This is a genomic window from Cellvibrio polysaccharolyticus, from assembly GCF_015182315.1.
Classification (GTDB): Bacteria; Pseudomonadota; Gammaproteobacteria; order Pseudomonadales; family Cellvibrionaceae; genus Cellvibrio; species Cellvibrio polysaccharolyticus.
Genome location: NZ_PRDL01000001.1, coordinates 3513829 through 3534016, shown reverse-complemented (window position 1 = coordinate 3534016; position 20188 = coordinate 3513829). Strand labels below are relative to the sequence as shown.

Below are 20188 nucleotides of genomic sequence, written 5' to 3'. Positions count from 1 at the left end.
TGCGTGATCGTTAAAACGTAGCGCGCAGCCCCACCTGGAAGCGGGTGCCTGACATTTCAACCAGGCTGACACGATCCCGTTGGCCGAGATACATCAGCCGGGTTTCATTGGTCAGATTGATCACTTCGAGGGATCCGGTCAGGCTCTCGGTAAAGTCGTAAGACATACTCAGATCGAGCTGACCATAATCCTCGGTGTATTCCGGTTGAAGCCCATCGCCACTGCGGCTGCTCAGGAAGTTATCGCGCCAGTTGTATGCCAGGCGAGTTTGGAAATTATTTTTATCGTAGAAGGCCACCAGGTTGTAGGAGTGTCTGGCAAAACCTTCCAGCCCTGCACCCGGTTCTGGCACCAGGGGTTGGTTAATCGGAGTCGCGTCCTTGTCTTCACTGTCGGCAAAGGTGTAGTTCGCTTGTAGTCCGAAGCCATCCCAGAAACCCGGCAGATAACTGAAATAGTGCAGGGCGCCCAGCTCAATACCCTGAACCACACCGCCTGCGCGGTTCTCTTTTCTGGTCGAGTTGAAGGTGACCGTTTGGCCTGTCAGTGCGTAGGCTGCTGCCAGCTGCGGGTCAATGGGGCCATTCCAGGGGGCTACGGTGTTGATGGTAGAAATAAAGTTATCAATATCCTTGTAGAAATAGCTGACCGAGTAACTGCTGTCATCGTCGGCGTAATATTCATAAGACAAGTCAAACTGGATAACCTCGTAGGATTTCAGGTAGGGGTTGCCACCGCTGATCGCCACGGTGGGGCTGTCTACGCCAGCTGATTCCTGTACGTTTACACCCGAATCACTCAAGGCCGGACGCGTGATTGTTTTGGCCGCCGCGGTTCGCAGGTAGTGGCCGTTGCCCAGATCAAGTTTCAGGTTGAGGCTCGGCAGGAAATGGTCTTCCGTGGTTTCAACTTCCATCGCTTGTGGCGAGGTGGTCGCGGTGTTGTCGACCTGTTCCGGCAAGTTTGAAGATTCTTCGTTGAGTCGCAAAAGGTCGATAGTTGATGCGGTGCCGATAGCGTTGTTGGTAATGGACAGGTAGCGCGCGCCTACATTACCGGACCATGCAAAATCGCCCAGGTCACCTTGCAGATTCACCATGGCATAGGCCGATACGGTTTCTTCTTCATTGGTATAGCTGCCGCCTGGCCCCAGATAAACCGTATCCCAACCGGCGTTAACGATGTCTGCGCGGTAGCTGTCTCCGTTGGCGACGCGCTCTTCCAGATATTTCTGCGTTGCTTGTCGATAGGCTTTATGGTCGGCTACCTGCACCCACTGACGAGGGAAATTACCCGATATACCATCCATAAAGTTGCTGTCGCTCATCGAGAGCACACTGCTGGGTAGTACTCCCAGGCTTGGGTCAGTTCCCCAGGTGCTGCCGTCGCCGATCCACATACCGGCGCCGTTCCAGGTTTCGCCACCGCTCACAGGATCAAACTCGGTACCAAACCGCTGGAAGGAAATGTTGCGATCTTCGTAGGCGACGCCCGCTTTTACCGATTGCAGAATACCGGTGTCGATCTGGTAGAGCGCATCCAGTTTGAATTCGCTAACTTCATCTTCAATTTCCTGCGCAGAGTAACGCTGCCAGGCGGCTCGTACTTTGGACATGTCGGTCACTTCCAGCGCGCCCGTGGTCGTCATGGTGGGAATGTCGGTACGGTAATCCAGAATAATTTCACCCGGTTGGATTGCACCGTTGTTATCGAACAGTGTGTAGTGCAAAGCCGAGGTGTCGTCGCCTTCAAAATCACTGTCGGCTTTCGAAAATGACGCATCAAACTCCAGTGTCAGGTTGCCTTCGGTGAACACGCTGTTAATACCGAATGCATTGGTGGTGGATTCCTGAAGACCGTATGCCACGTTCATTTCCAGATCCGTATTGGCAATTGTCGCTTCAAGCAAAGTGCCCGAATCGCTCACCACCGCTCGGGTGTAGCGGCCCAGCGTCTGGTTGGGAACCTGCAAGCCCGAGCCGAGGAATTCGCGCTCCAGTTTGGTGTGCAACACATCTACCGTGGTCAGAAAATTACTGTTCGGTTGCCACTGCACCACTGCCATGGCGCCAGTGCGTTTGCGGTTCTCATTAATCATGTTGAAGATCGTTCGGCCCGGGCCGCGACTGCCTTCCAGCCGGGTCGGTTGACCATCTTCTCCCAGCGTATTCTCTCCCATGGGTAAGCCGAAGCCGCTGCCGTCATTCGAGTACTGGTTCCAGTGGCTGGTGCGGTAGTTGTCAATGCGCCCGTCCGATTCCTTGAAGGTGGCACCGAGCAGAACGCCGACCGTATCGTCGGCAAACGTGTTGCTGATCAGGCCGCTGAACTCCGGGTTAATTTCTTCAGCAAGATCATGGTAATTAAGCTTTGCTGACGCTACGGCATGGAAGCCGACATCCTGCAAGGGACGAGGCGTCGTAACATTCACGTAAGCGCCGATACTGCCTGCGGATAAATCTGCGGTGGGTGATTTGATCACATCGGCGCCGCCGATTAACTCGGATGGCAGCACCTGGAAATCGAAGCTGCGTTCACCGGTAGTGGTCGCCAGTGTCCGGCTATTGAGTTTTACAATGTTGAACTGAGGGCCGAAGCTGCGCACGCTGATCTGGGAGCCTTCGCCGTTAATCCGGGAGATGGTGACACCGGTAATACGTTGCAGCGATTCGGCAACGTTTTGATCGGGGAACTTGCCAATATCTTCTGCGACGATGCTGTCCTGGATGACCGCAGATTCACGTTTGAGGTCTCTTGCCTGGTTGAGGCTGGCACGAATGCCTTGAACCACGACCTCTTCAATGGGGAGATTTTCCTGCGCGTAGACATCCGAAATACTCAACGTACCGACAGAAACCAGAACGGCTGCCGACAACGCATTTAGCTTGAACATATGCTACTTCCTCTTATTGGTATTATCGTTTTATTGGAAACTCGGGCTGGTATCGCCCGTTTTACCTGGACGTTAACTCGTTTTTATAAATCCCCGTTTTTTCTGCGCCACGAGCTGCAATACATTCGTGCGCGCCTTTATCAATCGTCTCCGTGTCATTCAGGGGGTAACACACCGGAGCCGGTTGCCCTGCGGCTCAAGCGTTAAAAACTACTGGAAGGAAACCGTTTACTGCTGATTTTTCTCTTTATATAGGGGTGTTTTTATTGAGTAATGCAAATAGTTTGGTAAACGTTTACCTTAATATAACCGGATAAGCCCGGCCTGTAAATAGCTGTCAATTGGCGCTTCTTCGGGGGTGTTTTAAGGGGGCATTTGGTATTGGAAGGGGCTGGTAAGTGTGTTCACACCGGTGGTGTTTAAGAAGGCTTTCAGGTTTCACATGAGATAAGCCGGTTTATCCGGCACGGCGGAAAGTAAAATTTATTCGCCGGTTTCCCAATTGCGGGTGCGGATTATCTTTCAGCGGCATCACGCCATGGTAGCGCAAGCGGTCTGCACCGCCCCAAACCACCACATCGCCATGGTACAGCGGCACCTTAACGGTTTTATCGGTGCGCTCCTGCCCGCCAAATAAAAAAGTGGCAGTCATCCCCAGCGATACAGACACAATCGGCGCCGAAAAATCCCGCTCGTTTTTATCCTGATGCAACGACAATTGTGTGCCCCGCAAATAGCGGTTAATCAAACAGGAGTCCGGAATAAAACCGGCAAACCCCGCCGCCTTTGCTGCATCCGTGGCCAATTGAAGAAACACCGGCGGCATCGTCGGCCAGGGCTGGCCGGTTTCCGGATCATCCGGTTGGTAGCGATAACCCCGCCGATCCGACGTCCAGCCCAGCGCCCCGCAATTGGTCAGCGCCACCGACATCGTAAAACCTCGCCGCGTCACCATATAGCGAAATGGCGAAGCCTCTACCACCTGATCAATTGCTGGCAACAACGCATCTACAACATCCAACGCAAAACCCCGCAACACAAACGCCTGCGGCCCGAGTGTTTCGCGGGCGCCGGGTTCGGTGGGGGTGAACAGGTCAAAGGTCATAATGGGTTCGCTTCCAAGGCATGTAGCCTGTATGGGGTTGTGACGGCACACTCACTTGCTGCGGATATCATTGAGTATCCAAAGCAGCTGCGGGTCTTTCCGGTTGATGTAGTCGTTGATAGAAAGTTTGATAGTAACATCCGGATAGAGTGCATCTTTTTGGCTGTCATTAAAACGGTACAAACGTTTCGACCAGGTTAACTCCAGTTGGGAGTTGGGCAGGGTAAATGATCCCATATCCTGATAACCGGAAGGTCGGGCGCCGGTTGGTTCGCCTACCAGTTTGGCATTCAACAGTTGTTGAAACTGAGCGGCGTTGCTCATGGCCGCGGAAAAAGTCACGTTATTGATCAACACATACACGCCGGATTTCCAGTTGATGCTATCTGCCAACACCAGTCGTTGCGCCAGCCGCAGGCCAACGAAAAAGTCGCCGCCATGGTTATCCCGGAGGTCGATAATCAAATTTTCGGAATGGTTGTTATTGATAAACTTCAATAAGTCATCGGCGAAGGATTCCATGTTTTTTATGGTCGGGTAGCGGTGGAATCGCACATAGACCGTTTTGTTATCTTCCGGTGAGCCAAACCAAAGGTCATCACTGAGCTGCTTTTTGCGTAGGAAAATGGAGTCAGTGCTCGCAGAAAACGCCTGGTCCGGTTTCAGGCTTTTGCCCGGTTCCAGCTGTAACACCTTTCTATTGCTATTAATTTCAAACTCAATGGGCGTCGTTTGTACTTTAGGAAAACACCCAGCCCCACCAGAACTTCTGCTTTGGTCATATATTCGGCCACCCTTACTGCAGAGGAGTATTCGTTTTCAGTGAAGGGCGTAATTTGCTTCAGGCTCTCCATAATAGTTTGGGAGGGCACGTGGTTTATCGAAATTAATTTAACCCCTAATAGCGATTTATGCTGGGCGCTTGTTTTTGTAATGTAAGGCTCGCCATTAAAAATGCTGACCGAGAAAGGAAAGTTGTGCAGGGTTCGTCCCCATAAAGGAAATGAGGTATGTCCATCGTTAATGCTATGGGTCAAACGCATTAACTCGACGAGAATTTCTTCTTCACTTTTTTCCGGTAAGGCCTGCTTCAAATTATTGAGGTCACTGTAGAATTTTTCTTTAGCTATGGAATGAAACGGGTCGATATGGGAAGTGGATATTTTTTTAGCATAGAGATCAATATCCGCTGTCCATGCCTGAATGTCTTTGTCGGTAAGTGCGTATGAAAAATTGGCGGTAAGTATCAACGCAAAAAGCGTTATGCGTTTGCCTGATATGAAAAAGGTGAGGCGTTTTGCTCGGGGTAGCATCAAGTAATTCCTTTTTATTTGGCCTGGCAGTAAACAGTTCTTATCAAGGTGGTTTACATGGGGGATGCCATGAACGCTTTATGCGTATCGCGGGCGGTGTGCACGGTGCGGTGACGTATAGCAGATTGGCTTTTTATGATCAATAATCCAGGTGTAATTTGCTCAAGGGTGGGGCGCAGTAAACAACAGAATCTTCCCGGCAAGCCAAGTGCGCCTATACTCTATTTTCATCCGTGAACGAAATAGAGACTTTTATGGAACAGGGAAAATATTACGAATTTTGCAGCAACGGTGGTGCGCCCATGGGCTTCATCTTCAATGACCGTATCTACGAATACGGCTGGGCGCCGGAGATTGATACTGCCGGGTTTGTTGATGAAGGTGGTCGAGTCATTTATAAAGATCAACCCGTGGCTACCATTGAACGAGACAAGGTTGTCTTTCACAGGGATAACTACGAGCTTGATCTGGAGGAAAAGTCGTCGTCAGAAATCGCCGAGCGGCTGAAAGAGCGAAATATAAAAATTGACTTGTCGGTCTTGGCGCAAATTTAACAGCTGCCATATGGCGGTTTTTACGAGATGCGTATTTTGTGCCTTAAGTTGACGGTGGTGAAACATAATTTTCTTTGCCATTTTTGGCGACATTTATCTGGGGTCCACCGTAATCATTAACAGTTCTGTAACGTGAAAAATGCTTTGTATAAGCGCTTTCCTGCTTGATTCCCTCAAATCTGCCGACTGCGGCTAGCAGAATTTTTCAGCATTATCCAGATTTTTATACCTCACCACATGTGGTTAATTCGTCACAAATGTGTAGTTTTTTACCCGCTGGCAGGTTAACCTTCTGACGCAACGTTTCACTTCAATTCTCTGTCTGTTTCTTTTCTCACAGAGGTTCCTTCCATCTTCCCTGACAGAAAATTGTTGCCTTCAAGGTCGATGTAAATCCGGTTTTTCCAGGATATATTTATGGCTTTTAAAACCCACGCTTGGACAAGCGGTAATTTCGGTGACAATAAGTTATTAAAAGTGCGAGTCTCCATAGACGATGAGGCAGAGTCGATTTTTGACCCGCTCGTTGAATATGAAGTATTTGAAATGCCCACGTCGGTACTGTTGGGTGAAGGGCAGTTTCCTTTGTCTGCACAAGATCCTGAGCGGCTCCTGGCCTTTGTAAGGGATTGTAAAGCAGATAGCGAGGAAACAAGGGTGGTATTACCTGTTCACCAATTGGCCTACGATATGGTTCTGGATTGGGCTCAGGAGAAGTTCGTTTAAGGGGTTTTTAAGCCCCCGGTTGTGAAATACGTATCGGCGCAAAGCGGATGGGTGTTCGGTATTGGGGGGAGGTTAAGCCGCCCCTGCAATCCCCTTTTTTGCCTCCACATTCCAACATGATTTCCCGCTTTAAGTTCCCTTGACTACCAATCTGGTTATCTCTTATTGAGCATCATCGGTTGCTTTATCGATAGTGATGTAGTGTCGTGCTCAGGTCAGTAAGCCCCGGTTAAAGAACCCCCCCAATTTAAGCTGCAATACACTGTCCGCATACTGATATTACAACCCGCAATGAAATCCAATCAGAGGAGGTAGCGCGCTTTTTCTGGAAAAACAAATAAAAATTTTAATAGATAAACGCAAACTATTTTGACGATACCTATTCTTCGTATTTTATGAAAATTTAAAGGCTATTTTAAAATTACAGTTTTTTTAATTTGGTTGGTTGCTATTGGTGGTTTTCTAATGAAATTTTCTGAATATTCAGGGCAGCAACGGCACATCTACAGTGATGCTGTAATTGCGGCGCGCATTCTCTTTGTCATCGGAGGCGGTAGGCAGTCTTAATTTGCTATTCAATCGTATATGTACTGCGAAAGAGTGCGGAAGGCTTTGAATGAAAAGCCTGTTTTGGTGTGGCGTAATCCAGTACGTTAGGGCAGGTATCAGCCGCCAGGTTCAGTGTCTCCCGATTACAATGAGGAGCTGCCCCGTCCATAGGGCTGCTACCGGACGATGTTGGATTCATTACTGGCAATTGAGGCTGGCTTGATAGTGGTCAATTTCTTCATACGGAGTGAATCGCCCCGACTTTTTCGGAGGCGGTTTAATTTGAGTCATGCTACATGAGCCAACTCGGTTTGTTGATAAAAAAATTCCTCGAACTCCTTTGGCGGCACATAACCCAACGCACTGTGAAGCCGACGGTTATTAAACCATTCAACCCATACAAGTGTCGCCATCTCCACAGCATCAAGATTTTTCCACGGTGCGCTCTTATGGATAACCTCGGTTTTGTAGAGTCCATTAATCGTTTCAGCTAAGGCGTTATCGTAAGAATCGCCCACGCTCCCAACCGACGCATTAAATCCTGCCTCAGCAAGGCGTTCGGTGTAGCTGATGGATAAATATTGGCTGCCCCTGTCACTGTGATGAATCACGCCACGCGGTTTTCCTCTTGCCCACAATGCCTGCTCCAATGCATCCAGAATTAAATCCGCCTGCATTGTCGTCATCGCTCGCCAACCAACAATGCGACGTGAAAATACATCGATTACAAAGGCGACATAGACAAAGCCTGACCAGGTGGCGACGTAAGTAATGTCGGCAACCCAAAGTTGATTTGGCTTGTCCGCTTTAAAGTGACGGTTAACCAGATCTTGCGGGCAATGTGCCTTGTGATCGGGGATCGTTGTTTTACACTTTTTGCCACGACGCACACCTTCAATACCCAATTGACGCATGAGCCGCTCAACGGTACAACGAGCCACATCAAACCCCTCTCTACGCAGTTGTTTCCAGATTTTTCGCGCACCATAATTGCGATTACTCTCAGTCCAAACACGCTGTATTTCAACGACTAAACGCTCATCCTGCTGAATTCGCCGCGCCCGCAACTCGGGTGTTTTCTCCAATTGCTTGTGCCGATAATACGTTGATGGTGCAATCTGTAACTGCTGACAAATCGGCTCGACACCAAAAACACTTTTATGGGCATCAACAAAGTGGATTAGAGTTTCGGTTTGCGGTCGAGCTCCGCCTGGGCAAAAAAAGCCGAGGCTAAACGCAGGATTTCATTCGCACGTTTGAGTTCACGGTTCTCGCGCTCCAAGGCTTTAACTCGCTCGGATTCGGTAACGTTTGCAGTGTCGGGAGCGGCGCTATTGGATTCGATTCGGTTTATCCATGCACGGAGTGTTTCAGGTGTACAGCCAATCTTGCCGGCAACAGAAGTGATCGCCGCCCAGCGCGAGCTGTGATCTTGTTCGGTGGTGAGCACAAGCCTTACAGCTCGTTCACGCGTTTCAGGTGAATATCCGGGTCTCTTTTTCATAGGTTAATTCTCTCAAGAAAGTTAGCCTCCGACAAACCCGGAGCGATTCAGAGTGAGTATTATTCACTATCTATCAGCAGTTGTGCGCTCAGCTCGGTGCGTATTGACTCCAGGGGCGCACTTAATGTGTTGTTCCAATTAGTGCAAAGCGTATTTACCACGCGGGTAGGTTGCTTTCTCTAAGCGGGATATTCTGAATTGACCAACTATTGTGAAGCCGGGTTACAGGGCAAGGTTTTAAAAGAAAGTAGGGGAAATGTTGTCCAAACATTGTCATTACCCATCCAAACATGCCAATTTGAGACCGAATAATGTCTCTGCTGAATTTAATGGACTTATATTGCATGACGGCATAATTTAAGACTATGTAATTGAAAACATTAAATTTAAAGCACAAAAAAAGACGCCCAGGGGCGTCTTTTTTTGTTAGGTGTTGGTGGAGGCGGGGGGAGTTGAACCCCCGTCCGTCAGCACTCTATCCGCAGCTCTACATGTTTAGATCCGCCTATTGATTTAGCGATTTACAGCCCAGCGGGCGGGACGTAAAACGCGATCCTGATAAGGTTTAGCTGATCCACCCCAGGCAGGCTTCACTGCGATCCAGTTCTATATGACGGGCTTTAACGCGGTACTGGCACCTTGTTAGAGACCGCTAGCGGCGAACCACTAGTTAGTGCTTTCAAAAGCTGCTTACGCAGCTAATTGGGCACCGTAGTTGTCATCATTGGCAACTGTAAGGTTTGCAGCTTTGGATTAACGTGATTGGCTACCCTCACGACATGCACCTTGGACTTTGTTACCAGCGTCGAATCCAAATCGCCCCCGTTTGCCCCTTGGCCACTGCTGCGAGCGGTGATCAAAAGGCGAAAACGCTGCCGGGAAACTTCCCCCGGGTAACTGTACCGGCCAGGCCGGCACCGCATTCCATTGGCAAGTGTTAAGACCCTTGCCAACCGGAAGAGTTCATTGAGCCCTTCCGTTGCGAGTCGGCCATTGTAGGCGCAGTGCCCGCTAAATACCAGCCCCAAACTGCACCAGGGGTGGTGCTTTGCCGGGTTATACGCTCAGATACTGCCGCACCAGCGCATCACTTAACTGGTCGATAGCACCGGTGGCCACAATCTCGCCTTTTTCCATCATAAAAAAGTCGTCGGCAACACGGCGTGCGAAAGGTAGTTTTTGCTCGACCAGCAATACGGTGAGGCCGAAATCACGATTCAGGCGGCGGATTACATCACCGATATCCCGCACTACGTTGGGCTGAATCCCTTCGGTGGGTTCGTCGAGAATTAACAGTTTCGGGTCGAGTACCAGAGCGCGGCCAATAGCCAGTTGCTGTTGCTGGCCACCCGACAGATCGCCACCACGTCGATGCTTCATGGATTGCAGCACCGGGAACAATTCATAAATCAACGAGGGGATATGGCGCAGTTTGTCCGGCCGGGCGCCGAGCGAAATTTTCAAATTTTCTTCCACTGTCAGCAGCGGGAAAATATCCCGCCCTTGCGGTACGTAACCAATGCCAGCGCGAGCGCGGGCTTCGGTGGACAATTTGCTGATGTCGCTGCCGTTAAATTGAATTTGGCCATCGCGGATGGGCAGCAAGCCGGTAATGCTTTTTAACAGCGTGGTTTTACCTACGCCATTACGGCCAATCAGGCAGCCACAGCTGCCGCTGCGTAAATCAAGCGACAGCGAGCGGAGAATATGGCTTTGCCCGTAAAACTGGTTAATGGTTTGAATGCTCAGCACGGTTACTCTCCCAGATACACTTCAATCACTTTCGGGTCGTTCTGCACCTGGTCCATGGTGCCTTCGGTAAGCACCGACCCCTGGTGCAGTACGGTGACCTTGCGCGCGATGGAGCGTACAAATTTCATATCGTGTTCAACCACGATGACCGAATGTTTGCCCGCCAAGGATAACAATAGCTCAGCGGTTTTTTCGGTTTCTTCACCGGTCATGCCCGCTACCGGTTCGTCTACCAGCAGCACGCGTGGCTCCTGCATTAACAACATGCCAATTTCCAGCCACTGTTTTTGCCCATGCGACAGTGCCCCGGCCTCGCGGTGGCGATGATCTTTCAAACCGATAAGGCAAAGCACCTCATCAATGCGTTGTTGCTGAATAGTGTTCAATTCACGTGAAAGCGTAAACCAGACGCGCTTGTCGGCAGCGGTGGCCAGTTCAAGATTCTGGTACACGGTGAGCGCTTCAAACACCGTAGGTTTTTGAAATTTTCGGCCAATACCGCCACGGGCAATTTGATGTTCCGACAGCTCCAGCAAATTAATTTGCTGACCAAAATAAACGCTGCCTTCGTCCGGTTTGGTTTTACCGGTGATCACATCCATCATGGTGGTTTTGCCAGCGCCGTTCGGGCCGATAATGCAGCGCAATTCTCCTTCGTCGATATACAGGTTCAAATTGTTCAGCGCTTTAAAACCATCGAAGCTGACGCTGACGCCTTCTACGTAGAGAATCGGGCCGTGCGAAGTATCCAATGGGGCTCCGAAATTGGGGTCGCGACGGGGCAGGGCGCGGTTGCCGTATTGGCGGGCGTGTTTTAAAAATTCCACCATTATTCGTCTCCTTTTTCAGCAGCCGGTTTGTGGCGGCGAAAACGGGCTACCAGCCCGACCAGGCCTTTTGGCAGCAGCAGCGTTACCAGCACAAACAGCGAGCCCAATACAAATAACCAGGCCTCCGGTGACCAGCTGGTAAAAATCGTTTTTGCATAATTGACCGAGAATGCACCAACGATTGCGCCGTAGAGTGTGCCGCGTCCGCCGGTGGCAACCCACACCACCAGCTCAATAGAATTGAGTGGTGAAAATTCGCCGGGGTTAATAATGCCCACTTGCGGCACATACAAAGCACCGGCAATACCGGCAAGCATGGCGGAAAACACAAACAACCACAGCTTGTAGGATTCCACCTGATAACCGGAAAAACGCGTGCGGCTTTCGGCATCGCGAATAGCAATAATGACGCGCCCCATGCGTGACGTGACAATATAGCGACAGGCGAGATAGCCGATAATCAACATGATGCCGGACGCCATAAACAAACCGATGCGGGTGCTGTTGGCGGTGATGGAAAAACCGAGAATATCTTTAAAGTCGGTCAAGCCGTTGTTGCCGCCAAAGCCCATTTCGTTACGGAAAAAAGCCAGCATCAGCGCGTAGGTCAGTGCCTGGGTAATAATGGCGAAATATACACCGGTAACCCGCGAGCGAAATGCCAACCAGCCAAAAATACCTGCAAGCACGCCAGGTACCAGCACAATCATCAACAGCGCAAACCAGAACATGTCAAAGCCCTGCCAATACCAGGGCAAGCTTTCCCAATTCAAAAACACCATAAAGTCCGGCAATTCCGGGTGGCCGTATTGACCACGCTCGCCGATCTGACGCATCAGGTACATACCCATCACATAACCGCCCAGCGCAAAAAATGCACCGTGGCCGAGTGATAAAATACCGGCATAACCCCATATCAGATCCACTGACAAAGCCAGCAGCGCGTAACATAAAAATTTACCGAGCAGGGTTACGGTAAAGGTTGAAACGTGAAAAGGAGAATCCGGTGGCACGACCAGATTCAGAATAGGTACCAGCAAAGTGATCAGGAGAATCAGCCCCAATACCACCATGCCGCCTCGGTCACTGGTTAATAGTCGTTGCGTTAACATGCAATCTCTCTCAATAACGGGTTTCATGAGTCGGGCAATCCTGCCCGATAAATTTGTTGCTGATCCGGAAGCGGCTTTTAGCTTCTTCCGGAGCGGGTCTTAATCCGCAGCCGCGCGACCTTTCTGTGGAAAAATACCTTTGGGGCGCTTCTGAATAAACAGAATCAGCAACACCAGCACCACCACTTTGGCCAGCACAGCACCCGCCCAGGGCTCCATAAACTTATTCAACACACCAAGGCCCATCGCGCCCACCAGCGTGCCCCACAAATTACCTACGCCGCCAAATACCACCACCATAAAGGAATCAATAATGTAAGCCTGGCCGAGGTTAGGGCCCACGTTGGTCAACTGTGACAGCGCGACACCGGCCACACCGGCGATGCCGGAACCCAGGCCAAAGGTCAGTGCATCTACCCAATTGGCACGCACACCTACCGCGCGTGCCATGGCACGGTTTTGCGAAACGGCGCGTACTTTCAGGCCGAGAGAGGTTTTCTTTAATACAAACAACAGAGCAAAAAACACCATCAAGCCGAACAGCAAAATGTACAAGCGGCTCCAGGTAATGGAAAACACCGGGTTAATAATCAACGAACCACTCATCCAATCCGGCAGGCTCACAGCGCGGTTTAACGGTGAAAAAATACTCCGCGCCGCCTGCTGCAAAATCAGCGAAATACCAAAAGTCGCCAACAGGGTTTCCAGCGGGCGACCATACAGAAAACGGATGACACCGCGCTCAATGGCAATACCAATCAACCCGGCAATTAAAAACGCGGCGGGTACTGCGATAGCAAGGCTGTAGCCAATATGGTTGGGGAAGATTTGTTGCACCATCCAGGTGGTGTAAGCACCAATCATCATCAGCTCGCCGTGCGCCATATTGATAACGCCCATTACCCCGAAGGTAATGGCCAGACCAATCGCCGCAAGCAGCAACACCGAACCGAGACTCAAACCGAAAAATACGTTTTCCGCAAAGCGAAAAAAGCTGATGCGCGAATCAATTTTCTGCAACGCTTTATCGGCTGCTTCTTTTACAGACGCAGGTGCTTCGCTACTAGCGATGCGCGTCAGGGCTGTTTTTATTTCGGGTTCCAGTGAGGTGCGCAGTTGTTGAATCGCCGCCAACTGCGCGGTTTCATCGCCGTGTTGCATGGCATACAACGCGAGCGCGCTTTCAATGGCCTCGCTCACCGTGTCATCTTGCTCTTCCTGCAAGCGCTGGCTTAATAGCTGAAGAGTATTTTCATCCACGCCATCGCTGATCATACGGCGCACGGCCTGGTAGCGCATGCTGCTATCGTCGGCATCCAGCTGAATTTCTGCCAGCAAGGTGCGCAAGCGATTGCGCAGCGGATTGTTGATAGGGATGCGCCTTAAAGCATCATCGCTCTCAATGACGGCGTGGGTAATAGCATCGTGCCATTGATTATTTTCACTGATCGCGACCTGCGGTGGCTTGCCGCGATCGGCATATAATTGCCCTTGTTGCAAGGCAGACAATACTGCCAGCTTGCGCTCGGAATCGGACGCTGCCAGCGCTTCTATGGCTTTCAGGCGTTGTTGCAAACTGCTGGTGGCGATGGTTTGAATCAGTGTTGCGTCATCTTGCACAACACTACCGGTTTCATCGTCTGATGCTTGTACTTGAAAGGTGAGGCAACCCAGTAACAGCACCCAGGGTAGAAGCCCGATGCTTTGGTGAGTTGGCTTTGTAATCCTTAAAAATCTGAACATAGGGTTACCATGTCAATAGCGTGAGAATTTTTTTATAAATAAAACTACATATATGTAATTATGTATCGTGCGGGCTGTAGTCTGGAAACAATGTGCATTTCTTTAAATAAAAATTAATTCGAGTTTCAGAATTATGCTTTTGTCTATGGATGGTACGTTGTGAGTTTGGTGTGTAAGAGCCTGTTTCAAAATGTGCAAGCCATGGATGGCTTGCTCAAGCTACATGGAAGTATTCATGCGTGTTTGAAACAGGCTCTTACACATCAAACGGATTTATAAGAGGAGTAATAATTAATACTCCTCCCATCACCATAAACTCCTGCAAAAAGCACCGAACCAACCCGGGCGCGATTGGTTCGGGCTATCTGTTTTACTGCGCTGCCGCAGCACCCAGACAGGTTTTGGTTTTGGTGTTGTAGTTACCGCAGGAAATTGGCTTGGTCCAATCGGCAGTCAAATCCTTACTGCCTTCCAGGTAATCAGACCATGCATCACCCTCAACCAAACCTTCGGTTTGCCACACAGTCAGGAACTGCCCATCGTCCTGAATCTCACCAATCAACACCGGCTTGGTAATATGGTGGTTCGGCAACATCTTGCTGGTACCGCCAGTCAGGTTAGGAACCTCAACACCCACCATTGCATCAATCACTTTATCCACATCGGTAGTGCCCGCTTTCTCAACGGCCTTAACCCACATATTGAAACCAATGTAATGCGCTTCCATCGGGTCGTTGGTTACGCGCTTCTTATCTTTAATAAAGCTGTGCCAGGTTTTAATGAAAGCTTCGTTCGCCTCATTCTCTTCGCTCATGAAATAATTCCATGCCGCCAGATGACCAACCAAAGGTTTGGTATCAATACCGGAAAGCTCCTCTTCACCGACCGAGAAAGCAATCACCGGAATATTTTCAGAGGTAATGCCCTGGTTGCCCAGCTCGCGGTAGAAAGGTACGTTGGCATCACCGTTGATGGTAGAAACCACCGCAGTTTTCTTGCCTGCGCTACCGAAGCGTTTAATGTCAGACACAATGTTTTGCCAGTCGGAATGACCGAACGGCGTGTAGTTGATCATGATGTCTTCATCTTTTACGCCTTTGGATTTCAGGTAGGCTTCAAGAATGCGGTTGGTGGTGCGCGGGTACACATAATCGGTACCGGCAAGAACCCAGCGCGTCACTTCACCTTCGCTCATCAAATAATCAACGGCAGAAATCGCTTGTTGGTTGGGGGCAGCACCGGTGTAGAACACATTGCGCGAAGATTCTTCACCTTCGTACTGAACCGGGTAAAACAAAATGCCGTTAAGTTCTTCCACTACTGGTAAAACCGATTTACGGGAAACTGAAGTCCAGCAGCCGAACATGGCATCTACTTTTTCCTGGGCCAGCAGTTCACGGGCTTTTTCGGCAAACAGCGGCCAGTTGGAGGCGGGGTCAACCACCACCGCTTCGAGTTTTTTACCGAGCAGACCGCCTTTTTTGTTCTGCTCTTCAATCAGCATCAACATGGTGTCTTTCAGGGTGGTTTCTGAAATGGCCATGGTGCCTGATAGTGAGTGCAACACGCCCACTTTAATCGTTTCCGCAGCGGAGGTTGCCATAGAGGTCATTGCCATACTGCAAGCAACACCAAAGGTTCCAATGTGTTTTAGCAATTTATTTACGTTCATTCCTGTCTCCGATTTTTTTGATAATGTGTTGATAGCGGTATTACGAGCCTAAGTGTTTGTGTTCTCCTTGCTTTTCGGGTTAATGGTTGGGTGCAACTTAAGGGTGGCGCGCCTGGTAAAGCATATGCAGGGTGATGCGCCTTACTTCTGCTTTACTGGCTTCAATATGACTTTTCAACAGCAGTTGCGCGTCGTCACTACGGCGCTTGATGATGTTGCGTAAAATTTTTGCGTGCTCGTCGTAAGTGGCTTCAATACGTGGTTGCTGGGTAAAGTCGATACGGCGAATAATGCGCAGCCGTTCGGTAATGTCGTGATGAATACGTGCCATCTCGCCGTTGCCGGTTGCCGCTACCAGCTGCTTGTGAAATTTTTCGTCCAGTTCGCAAACTGTGGGGCCATCGCTAAGACGTTGTTCGCGTTCTACCAGCCATACTGCTTTCAAATCGTCCAGTTCTGCGGGTGAGTCCATTTCGCAGAGGCGCTTTACGGCTGCCATTTCCAGCACGATGCGCACATCGTAAAGCTGTTCGAATTTTTCAAAATCAAAGGGCATTACCTGCCAGCCGCTGCGAAACGAAACCTCAACAAACCCTTCGTTTTGCAGGCGCGACAGGGCTTCGCGCACCGGTGTGCGGCTGGCATCCATGCGCAACGCTACTTCGTTTTCACTAAAGCGTTCACCCGGTAATAAGCGAAATTCAAATATTTCATTTTTAATCGCCTGGTAAATACGCTCGGTTAAATTGACCCGTGGCGCATCCGGTGTCGGCTTTTCGTTTTGCAGCAGTTTCATGGCGTTATTCCGCTTCCAGTACCAGCAGCAGGTCACCGGCATTAACCGGTTTGCCCGGTTGGCAATGTACCGAGCTGACGGTGGCACAGCGGTCGGCATAAACCTGGAATTCCATTTTCATGGCTTCCACAATTAACAGCGGTTGATCAACTTCTACCTGTTGCCCCGGCTCTACCAGCAGTTTCCAGATATTGCCGCTGATTTCTGCGGTAATGGCATGGCCATCCACTTCAATGGCTTCGCTACCGAGGTTGACTTGCAGCGCGGCATCGACCTGTTTTTCTTCATCGGCTTGCCACAGTGCCACTTCTTCGCGAAAGGCTTCGGCCTGGTTTTGTTTAAACGCTGCGATGCTGGTGGCATTGTCGGTAAGAAACTGTTGGTGCTCGCCGAGGTTAAAGGCGGTTTCTTCAATGCGCAGTGACAGGCGACCTTCGCGAAAGGCTTCGCGTTGTTGCAGCAGTTCTTCTTCGGTCACTTCGTAATAACGCACCTGATCAAAAAATTTCAGCAGCCAGGGCTCGTTGTTAACGAAGGTGGGGCTTTTCAAAAAGGTATTCCAGATGGGCAGGGTGCGACCAACCAGTTGGTAACCGCCCGGCGAATCCATACCATAGATACACATGTACACACCGCCAATACCTACAGTGCCTTCGGCGGTATAAGTGCGCGCCGGGTTGTACTTGGAGGTCAGCAAGCGGTGACGAGGATCAATCGGTACCGCACAGGGCGCGCCGAGGTAAACATCGCCCAGGCCGAGAATCATGTAGCTGGCATCGAACAGAATGTCTTTTACTTGCTCGATGGATTCCAGCCCGTTAATGCGGCGCATAAATTCGGTGTTGCTGGGCAACCAGGGCGCAGTGTCACGCACCGATTGACGGTAGCGAGCCACCGCATCCAGGGTTGCCGAATCTTCAAAGGCCATGGGCAAATACACCACGCGACTGGGCACAGAAATATCTTCTGCTGCGGGTAAACCGGCTTCGTGCTTTAACAGCGTTGCGATCAAATCGCGCTGGTGTAAACGGCGGCTGTCGTAATTGATTTGCAAAGAGCGAACACCGGGCGACAATTCAATAACACCGTCAATCGGTGATGCCTTGATGGATTCCATCAGGGCATGGACGCGCAAACGCAACGCCAGGTCCAGTACATTTTCGCCGTATTCGAGCAACAGATATTTATCACCCGCCTGACGGTAGTTCACCAGCGGACGCTGTGCGGTTTCGGGTAAGTGTTCAACAATGCAAGCCGACAAACCGTGTGCCGCTAGCGGTGCTTCAACAGCGGTTACTGCCGTGGCCGGTTGCAAGTTTTTGATGGCGCTGTCCTGGGCGTTTTCCAGTGCCAGCGCGGTATCAAAACTCACGGCTTTAAAACGAATTTTATCGCCCGGTTTGAATTGGCCTACTTTCCATAAATCGGCTTTGATAATGGTGACCGGGCATACAAAACCGCCGAGGCTCGGGCCGTCTTTGGTGAGAATGACCGGCATATCGCCAGTGAAGTTGATAGAGCCAATGGCGTATTCGGTATCGTGAATATTGGAAGGATGCAAACCGGCTTCACCACCGTCACTGCGCGTCCAGGTGGGTTTTGGGCCATTCAAACGAATGCCCAACCGGTTGGAGTTGTAATGCACTTCCCAGGGGGTGCTAAAAAACATTTCAATGGCGTCTTCGGTAAAAAAGTCCGGTGCGCCGTGGGGGCCGTAAATTACATTCACTTCCCACTCGTTGGGGTAATGCGGAATCATTGCCACCGGTGTCGCTTCGGCCTCGTAAGCCGGGGCGGGTGTGGTGCAAGCGGGTAGTTGCGGGTTACTAATCGGCAACATATCGGCGGCGCGCAGAATGCGGCCGGCATGGCCGCCGAAATTACCCAATACAAAAGTAGAGCGACTGCCGAGGTAAACCGGTACGTCCAGGCCATTGCGCACGGCAAGGTAAGTACGGCAACCCTTTTCAGCTTTCCCGACGACCAGCTTTTGCCCGGCTTTAACGCTGATCGGCTGCCAGAAATCTACACTGACGCCGTCCAGAGTTGCCGCGCTGGGTGCGCCGGTGAGGGCGATGACCGCATCGGTATGAAAGCGTAATTCCGGGCCGACCAGAGTACATTCCAGACCGGCAGCGCTTTCGTGGTTGCCTACAATACGGTTGGCGAGTTGAAAGGCATATTCGTCCATTGGCCCCGAGGGAGGTACACCGATGCTCCAGTAGCCAACGCGCCCGGGATAATCCTGCACGCTGGTGTAAGTGCCGGGTTTTACCACTTCAATCACCGGCGGCTGCCAGGAAAAGGAAGCCAGCTTGTTAGTGGCAACATCAGCGTTGCGGAAAAAATCGGAGGCAACAATGCGGCGTAAATAATCCAGGTTGGTGGCAATACCGCTCACGCGGGTCGCGTTGAGTACATCCAGCATGTTGTTGATGGCGTCGTTGCGGTTATCGCCTTTGACAATAATTTTGGCGATCATCGGATCGTAATGCGGTGATACTTCGGTGCCGGTGGCAACCCAGGTATCGATGCGAGCATCTTCCGGAAAATATACATCGGTCAGTACGCCGGGTGATGGCTGAAAGTCGCGTACCGGGTCTTCTGCGTATAAGCGAACTTCAATCGCAGCGCCTTGCGGGTTGAGCGTGATATTCAAATCCGGCGCCTGATCGGCGGCGGTAAGAATCATCCATTCCACCAGATCCACACCGGTGCAAGCTTCGGTAATCGGGTGTTCTACTTGCAGGCGAGTGTTTACTTCCAGGAAGTAAAACGCATCGCGGGCAGCATCGTAAATATATTCCACGGTACCGGCTGAGCGGTAATTGACGGCTTCGCCGAGGCTTTTCGAGGCCGCCAGTAATTTTTCTCGAGTTGCCGCAGGCAGGTTGGGGGCAGGGGTTTCTTCAACCACTTTCTGGTTGCGGCGTTGTAGCGAGCAATCGCGCTCACCCAGCGCTAGCACATTGCCTTTGCCGTCACCGAAAATTTGTACTTCTACGTGGCGGGCGTTATCCACAAAGCGCTCAAGAAAAACACCACTGTCACTGAAAAAATTTTGCCCCAGGCGTTTTACAGTTTCGTAAGCATCGACGAGTGCCGCTTCGTTGTCGCAACGGGTCAAACCGATACCGCCACCGCCAGCGGTGCTTTTCAGCATCACCGGGTAGCCCAGTTGTGCCGCAAAACTCACCGCTTCTTCCAGTGATTGCAACAAACCGGTACCCGGGGTGAGCGGTACACCGGCTTTTTCAGCAATTTCACGGGAGGTATGTTTTAAACCGAACTCACGAATTTGCGCGGGTGTTGGGCCGCAGAAGGCGATGCCGGCTGCTTCGCAGGCTTCTGCAAAGGCGGCATTTTCCGAGAGAAAACCATAACCGGGAATAATCGCCTGTGCGCCGGTTTCGCGCGCGGCAGCCAGAATTTTATCCACTTTCAAATAGCTTTCTGCAGCGCTGTTACCGCCCAGGCAAATAGCTTTGTCACAAGCTGCCACATGCGCGCTATTGCGGTCGGCATCGGAATAAACCGCGACCGAGGTGATGCCCATTTTTTTCAGTGTTTTGGCAATGCGCACCGCAATTTCACCACGGTTTGCAATCAGGACGGTTTTCAGCATGGTTATTCTCCGGA

Annotated in this window: 14 protein-coding genes, 1 other RNA gene and 1 other annotated feature; of the genes, 2 read left to right on the top strand and 13 right to left on the bottom strand. The window is 50.8% G+C overall.

Features of this window, described 5'->3' with window-relative positions; genetic code table 11:
• Nucleotides 1-10 precede the first annotated feature (10 nt).
• From C4F51_RS14925 to C4F51_RS14910, 4 genes are all read right to left on the bottom strand, one after another.
• Nucleotides 11-2893 (bottom strand): TonB-dependent receptor, encoded by a 2883-nt coding sequence (locus C4F51_RS14925; protein ID WP_193911131.1) that lies wholly within the window; start codon nt 2891-2893, stop codon nt 11-13.
• 457 nt (nt 2894-3350) lie between these two features.
• Nucleotides 3351-3998, bottom strand: coding sequence for a DNA oxidative demethylase AlkB (alkB, locus tag C4F51_RS14920; protein ID WP_193911129.1), 648 nt, complete (start codon nt 3996-3998; stop codon nt 3351-3353).
• Between the two features lie 51 nt (nt 3999-4049).
• Entirely contained in the window at nt 4050-4691 is a 642-nt protein-coding gene (locus C4F51_RS14915) for a S41 family peptidase (RefSeq protein WP_202987699.1), read from the bottom strand.
• Nucleotides 4661-5311 carry a hypothetical protein gene (locus tag C4F51_RS14910; RefSeq protein WP_193911127.1) on the bottom strand — a complete coding sequence of 217 codons (651 nt, stop codon included), beginning with the start codon at nt 5309-5311 and terminating at the stop codon, nt 4661-4663. Before C4F51_RS14910 ends, C4F51_RS14915 begins: the two co-directional genes overlap by 31 nt.
• Nucleotides 5312-5565: 254 nt before the next feature.
• On the opposite strand from C4F51_RS14910, the gene C4F51_RS14905 reads away from it, so the two are divergent.
• A complete protein-coding gene (locus tag C4F51_RS14905) occupies nt 5566-5865 on the top strand; it encodes a hypothetical protein (RefSeq protein WP_193911125.1) in 300 nt (99 codons plus the stop codon).
• Nucleotides 5866-6282: 417 nt separating this feature from the next.
• Complete coding sequence (locus C4F51_RS14900; protein WP_193911123.1) at nt 6283-6591, top strand: hypothetical protein; 309 nt, start codon at nt 6283-6285, stop codon at nt 6589-6591.
• A gap of 836 nt (nt 6592-7427) precedes the next feature.
• Here the strand turns inward: C4F51_RS14900 and C4F51_RS14895 are convergent.
• The 9 genes from C4F51_RS14895 to uca all read right to left on the bottom strand — a co-directional run bounded on the left by C4F51_RS14895 (nt 7428) and on the right by uca (nt 20174).
• Nucleotides 7428-8644 (bottom strand): IS3 family transposase gene (locus C4F51_RS14895; protein ID WP_193906707.1). Its coding sequence is split into 2 segments (ribosomal slippage): nt 7428-8365 and nt 8365-8644, totalling 1218 coding nucleotides; the frame shifts between segments, so codons are not numbered across the junction.
• Nucleotides 8250-8366 (bottom strand) — a sequence feature (AL1L pseudoknot). It overlaps the preceding gene by 117 nt.
• Nucleotides 8645-9078: 434 nt before the next feature.
• Nucleotides 9079-9468: a transfer-messenger RNA gene (gene ssrA / locus C4F51_RS14890) on the bottom strand.
• Nucleotides 9469-9700: 232 nt separating this feature from the next.
• Complete coding sequence (gene urtE, locus C4F51_RS14885) at nt 9701-10396, bottom strand: urea ABC transporter ATP-binding subunit UrtE (RefSeq protein ID WP_193911121.1); 696 nt, start codon at nt 10394-10396, stop codon at nt 9701-9703.
• Between the two features lie 2 nt (nt 10397-10398).
• A complete protein-coding gene (gene urtD / locus C4F51_RS14880; RefSeq protein ID WP_193911119.1) occupies nt 10399-11226 on the bottom strand; it encodes an urea ABC transporter ATP-binding protein UrtD in 828 nt (275 codons plus the stop codon).
• Nucleotides 11226-12338, bottom strand: coding sequence for an urea ABC transporter permease subunit UrtC (urtC, locus tag C4F51_RS14875; protein ID WP_193912621.1), 1113 nt, complete (start codon nt 12336-12338; stop codon nt 11226-11228). Before urtC ends, urtD begins: the two co-directional genes overlap by 1 nt.
• A gap of 99 nt (nt 12339-12437) precedes the next feature.
• Nucleotides 12438-14081: an urea ABC transporter permease subunit UrtB gene (gene urtB / locus C4F51_RS14870; protein ID WP_193911117.1), complete on the bottom strand. Its 1644-nt coding sequence runs from the start codon at nt 14079-14081 to the stop codon at nt 12438-12440.
• A gap of 370 nt (nt 14082-14451) precedes the next feature.
• Nucleotides 14452-15753, bottom strand: a complete 1302-nt coding sequence (gene urtA / locus C4F51_RS14865) for an urea ABC transporter substrate-binding protein (protein ID WP_193911115.1) — start codon at nt 15751-15753, stop codon at nt 14452-14454.
• Nucleotides 15754-15850: 97 nt separating this feature from the next.
• Nucleotides 15851-16549, bottom strand: coding sequence for a GntR family transcriptional regulator (locus C4F51_RS14860; protein ID WP_193911113.1), 699 nt, complete (start codon nt 16547-16549; stop codon nt 15851-15853).
• A gap of 4 nt (nt 16550-16553) precedes the next feature.
• Entirely contained in the window at nt 16554-20174 is a 3621-nt protein-coding gene (uca, locus tag C4F51_RS14855) for an urea carboxylase (RefSeq protein WP_193911111.1), read from the bottom strand.
• Nucleotides 20175-20188: the final 14 nt, after the last annotated feature.

Coding starts and splice junctions, on each gene's coding strand:
- C4F51_RS14910 (WP_193911127.1), bottom strand. CDS start 5,311: ATGCTACCCCGAGCAAAACGCCTCACCTTTTTCATATCAGGCAAACGC.
- alkB (WP_193911129.1), bottom strand. CDS start 3,998: ATGACCTTTGACCTGTTCACCCCCACCGAACCCGGCGCCCGCGAAACA.
- urtA (WP_193911115.1), bottom strand. CDS start 15,753: ATGAACGTAAATAAATTGCTAAAACACATTGGAACCTTTGGTGTTGCT.
- C4F51_RS14900 (WP_193911123.1), top strand. CDS start 6,283: ATGGCTTTTAAAACCCACGCTTGGACAAGCGGTAATTTCGGTGACAAT.
- C4F51_RS14860 (WP_193911113.1), bottom strand. CDS start 16,549: ATGAAACTGCTGCAAAACGAAAAGCCGACACCGGATGCGCCACGGGTC.
- urtD (WP_193911119.1), bottom strand. CDS start 11,226: ATGGTGGAATTTTTAAAACACGCCCGCCAATACGGCAACCGCGCCCTG.
- uca (WP_193911111.1), bottom strand. CDS start 20,174: ATGCTGAAAACCGTCCTGATTGCAAACCGTGGTGAAATTGCGGTGCGC.
- C4F51_RS14925 (WP_193911131.1), bottom strand. CDS start 2,893: ATGTTCAAGCTAAATGCGTTGTCGGCAGCCGTTCTGGTTTCTGTCGGT.
- urtB (WP_193911117.1), bottom strand. CDS start 14,081: ATGTTCAGATTTTTAAGGATTACAAAGCCAACTCACCAAAGCATCGGG.
- C4F51_RS14905 (WP_193911125.1), top strand. CDS start 5,566: ATGGAACAGGGAAAATATTACGAATTTTGCAGCAACGGTGGTGCGCCC.
- urtC (WP_193912621.1), bottom strand. CDS start 12,338: ATGTTAACGCAACGACTATTAACCAGTGACCGAGGCGGCATGGTGGTA.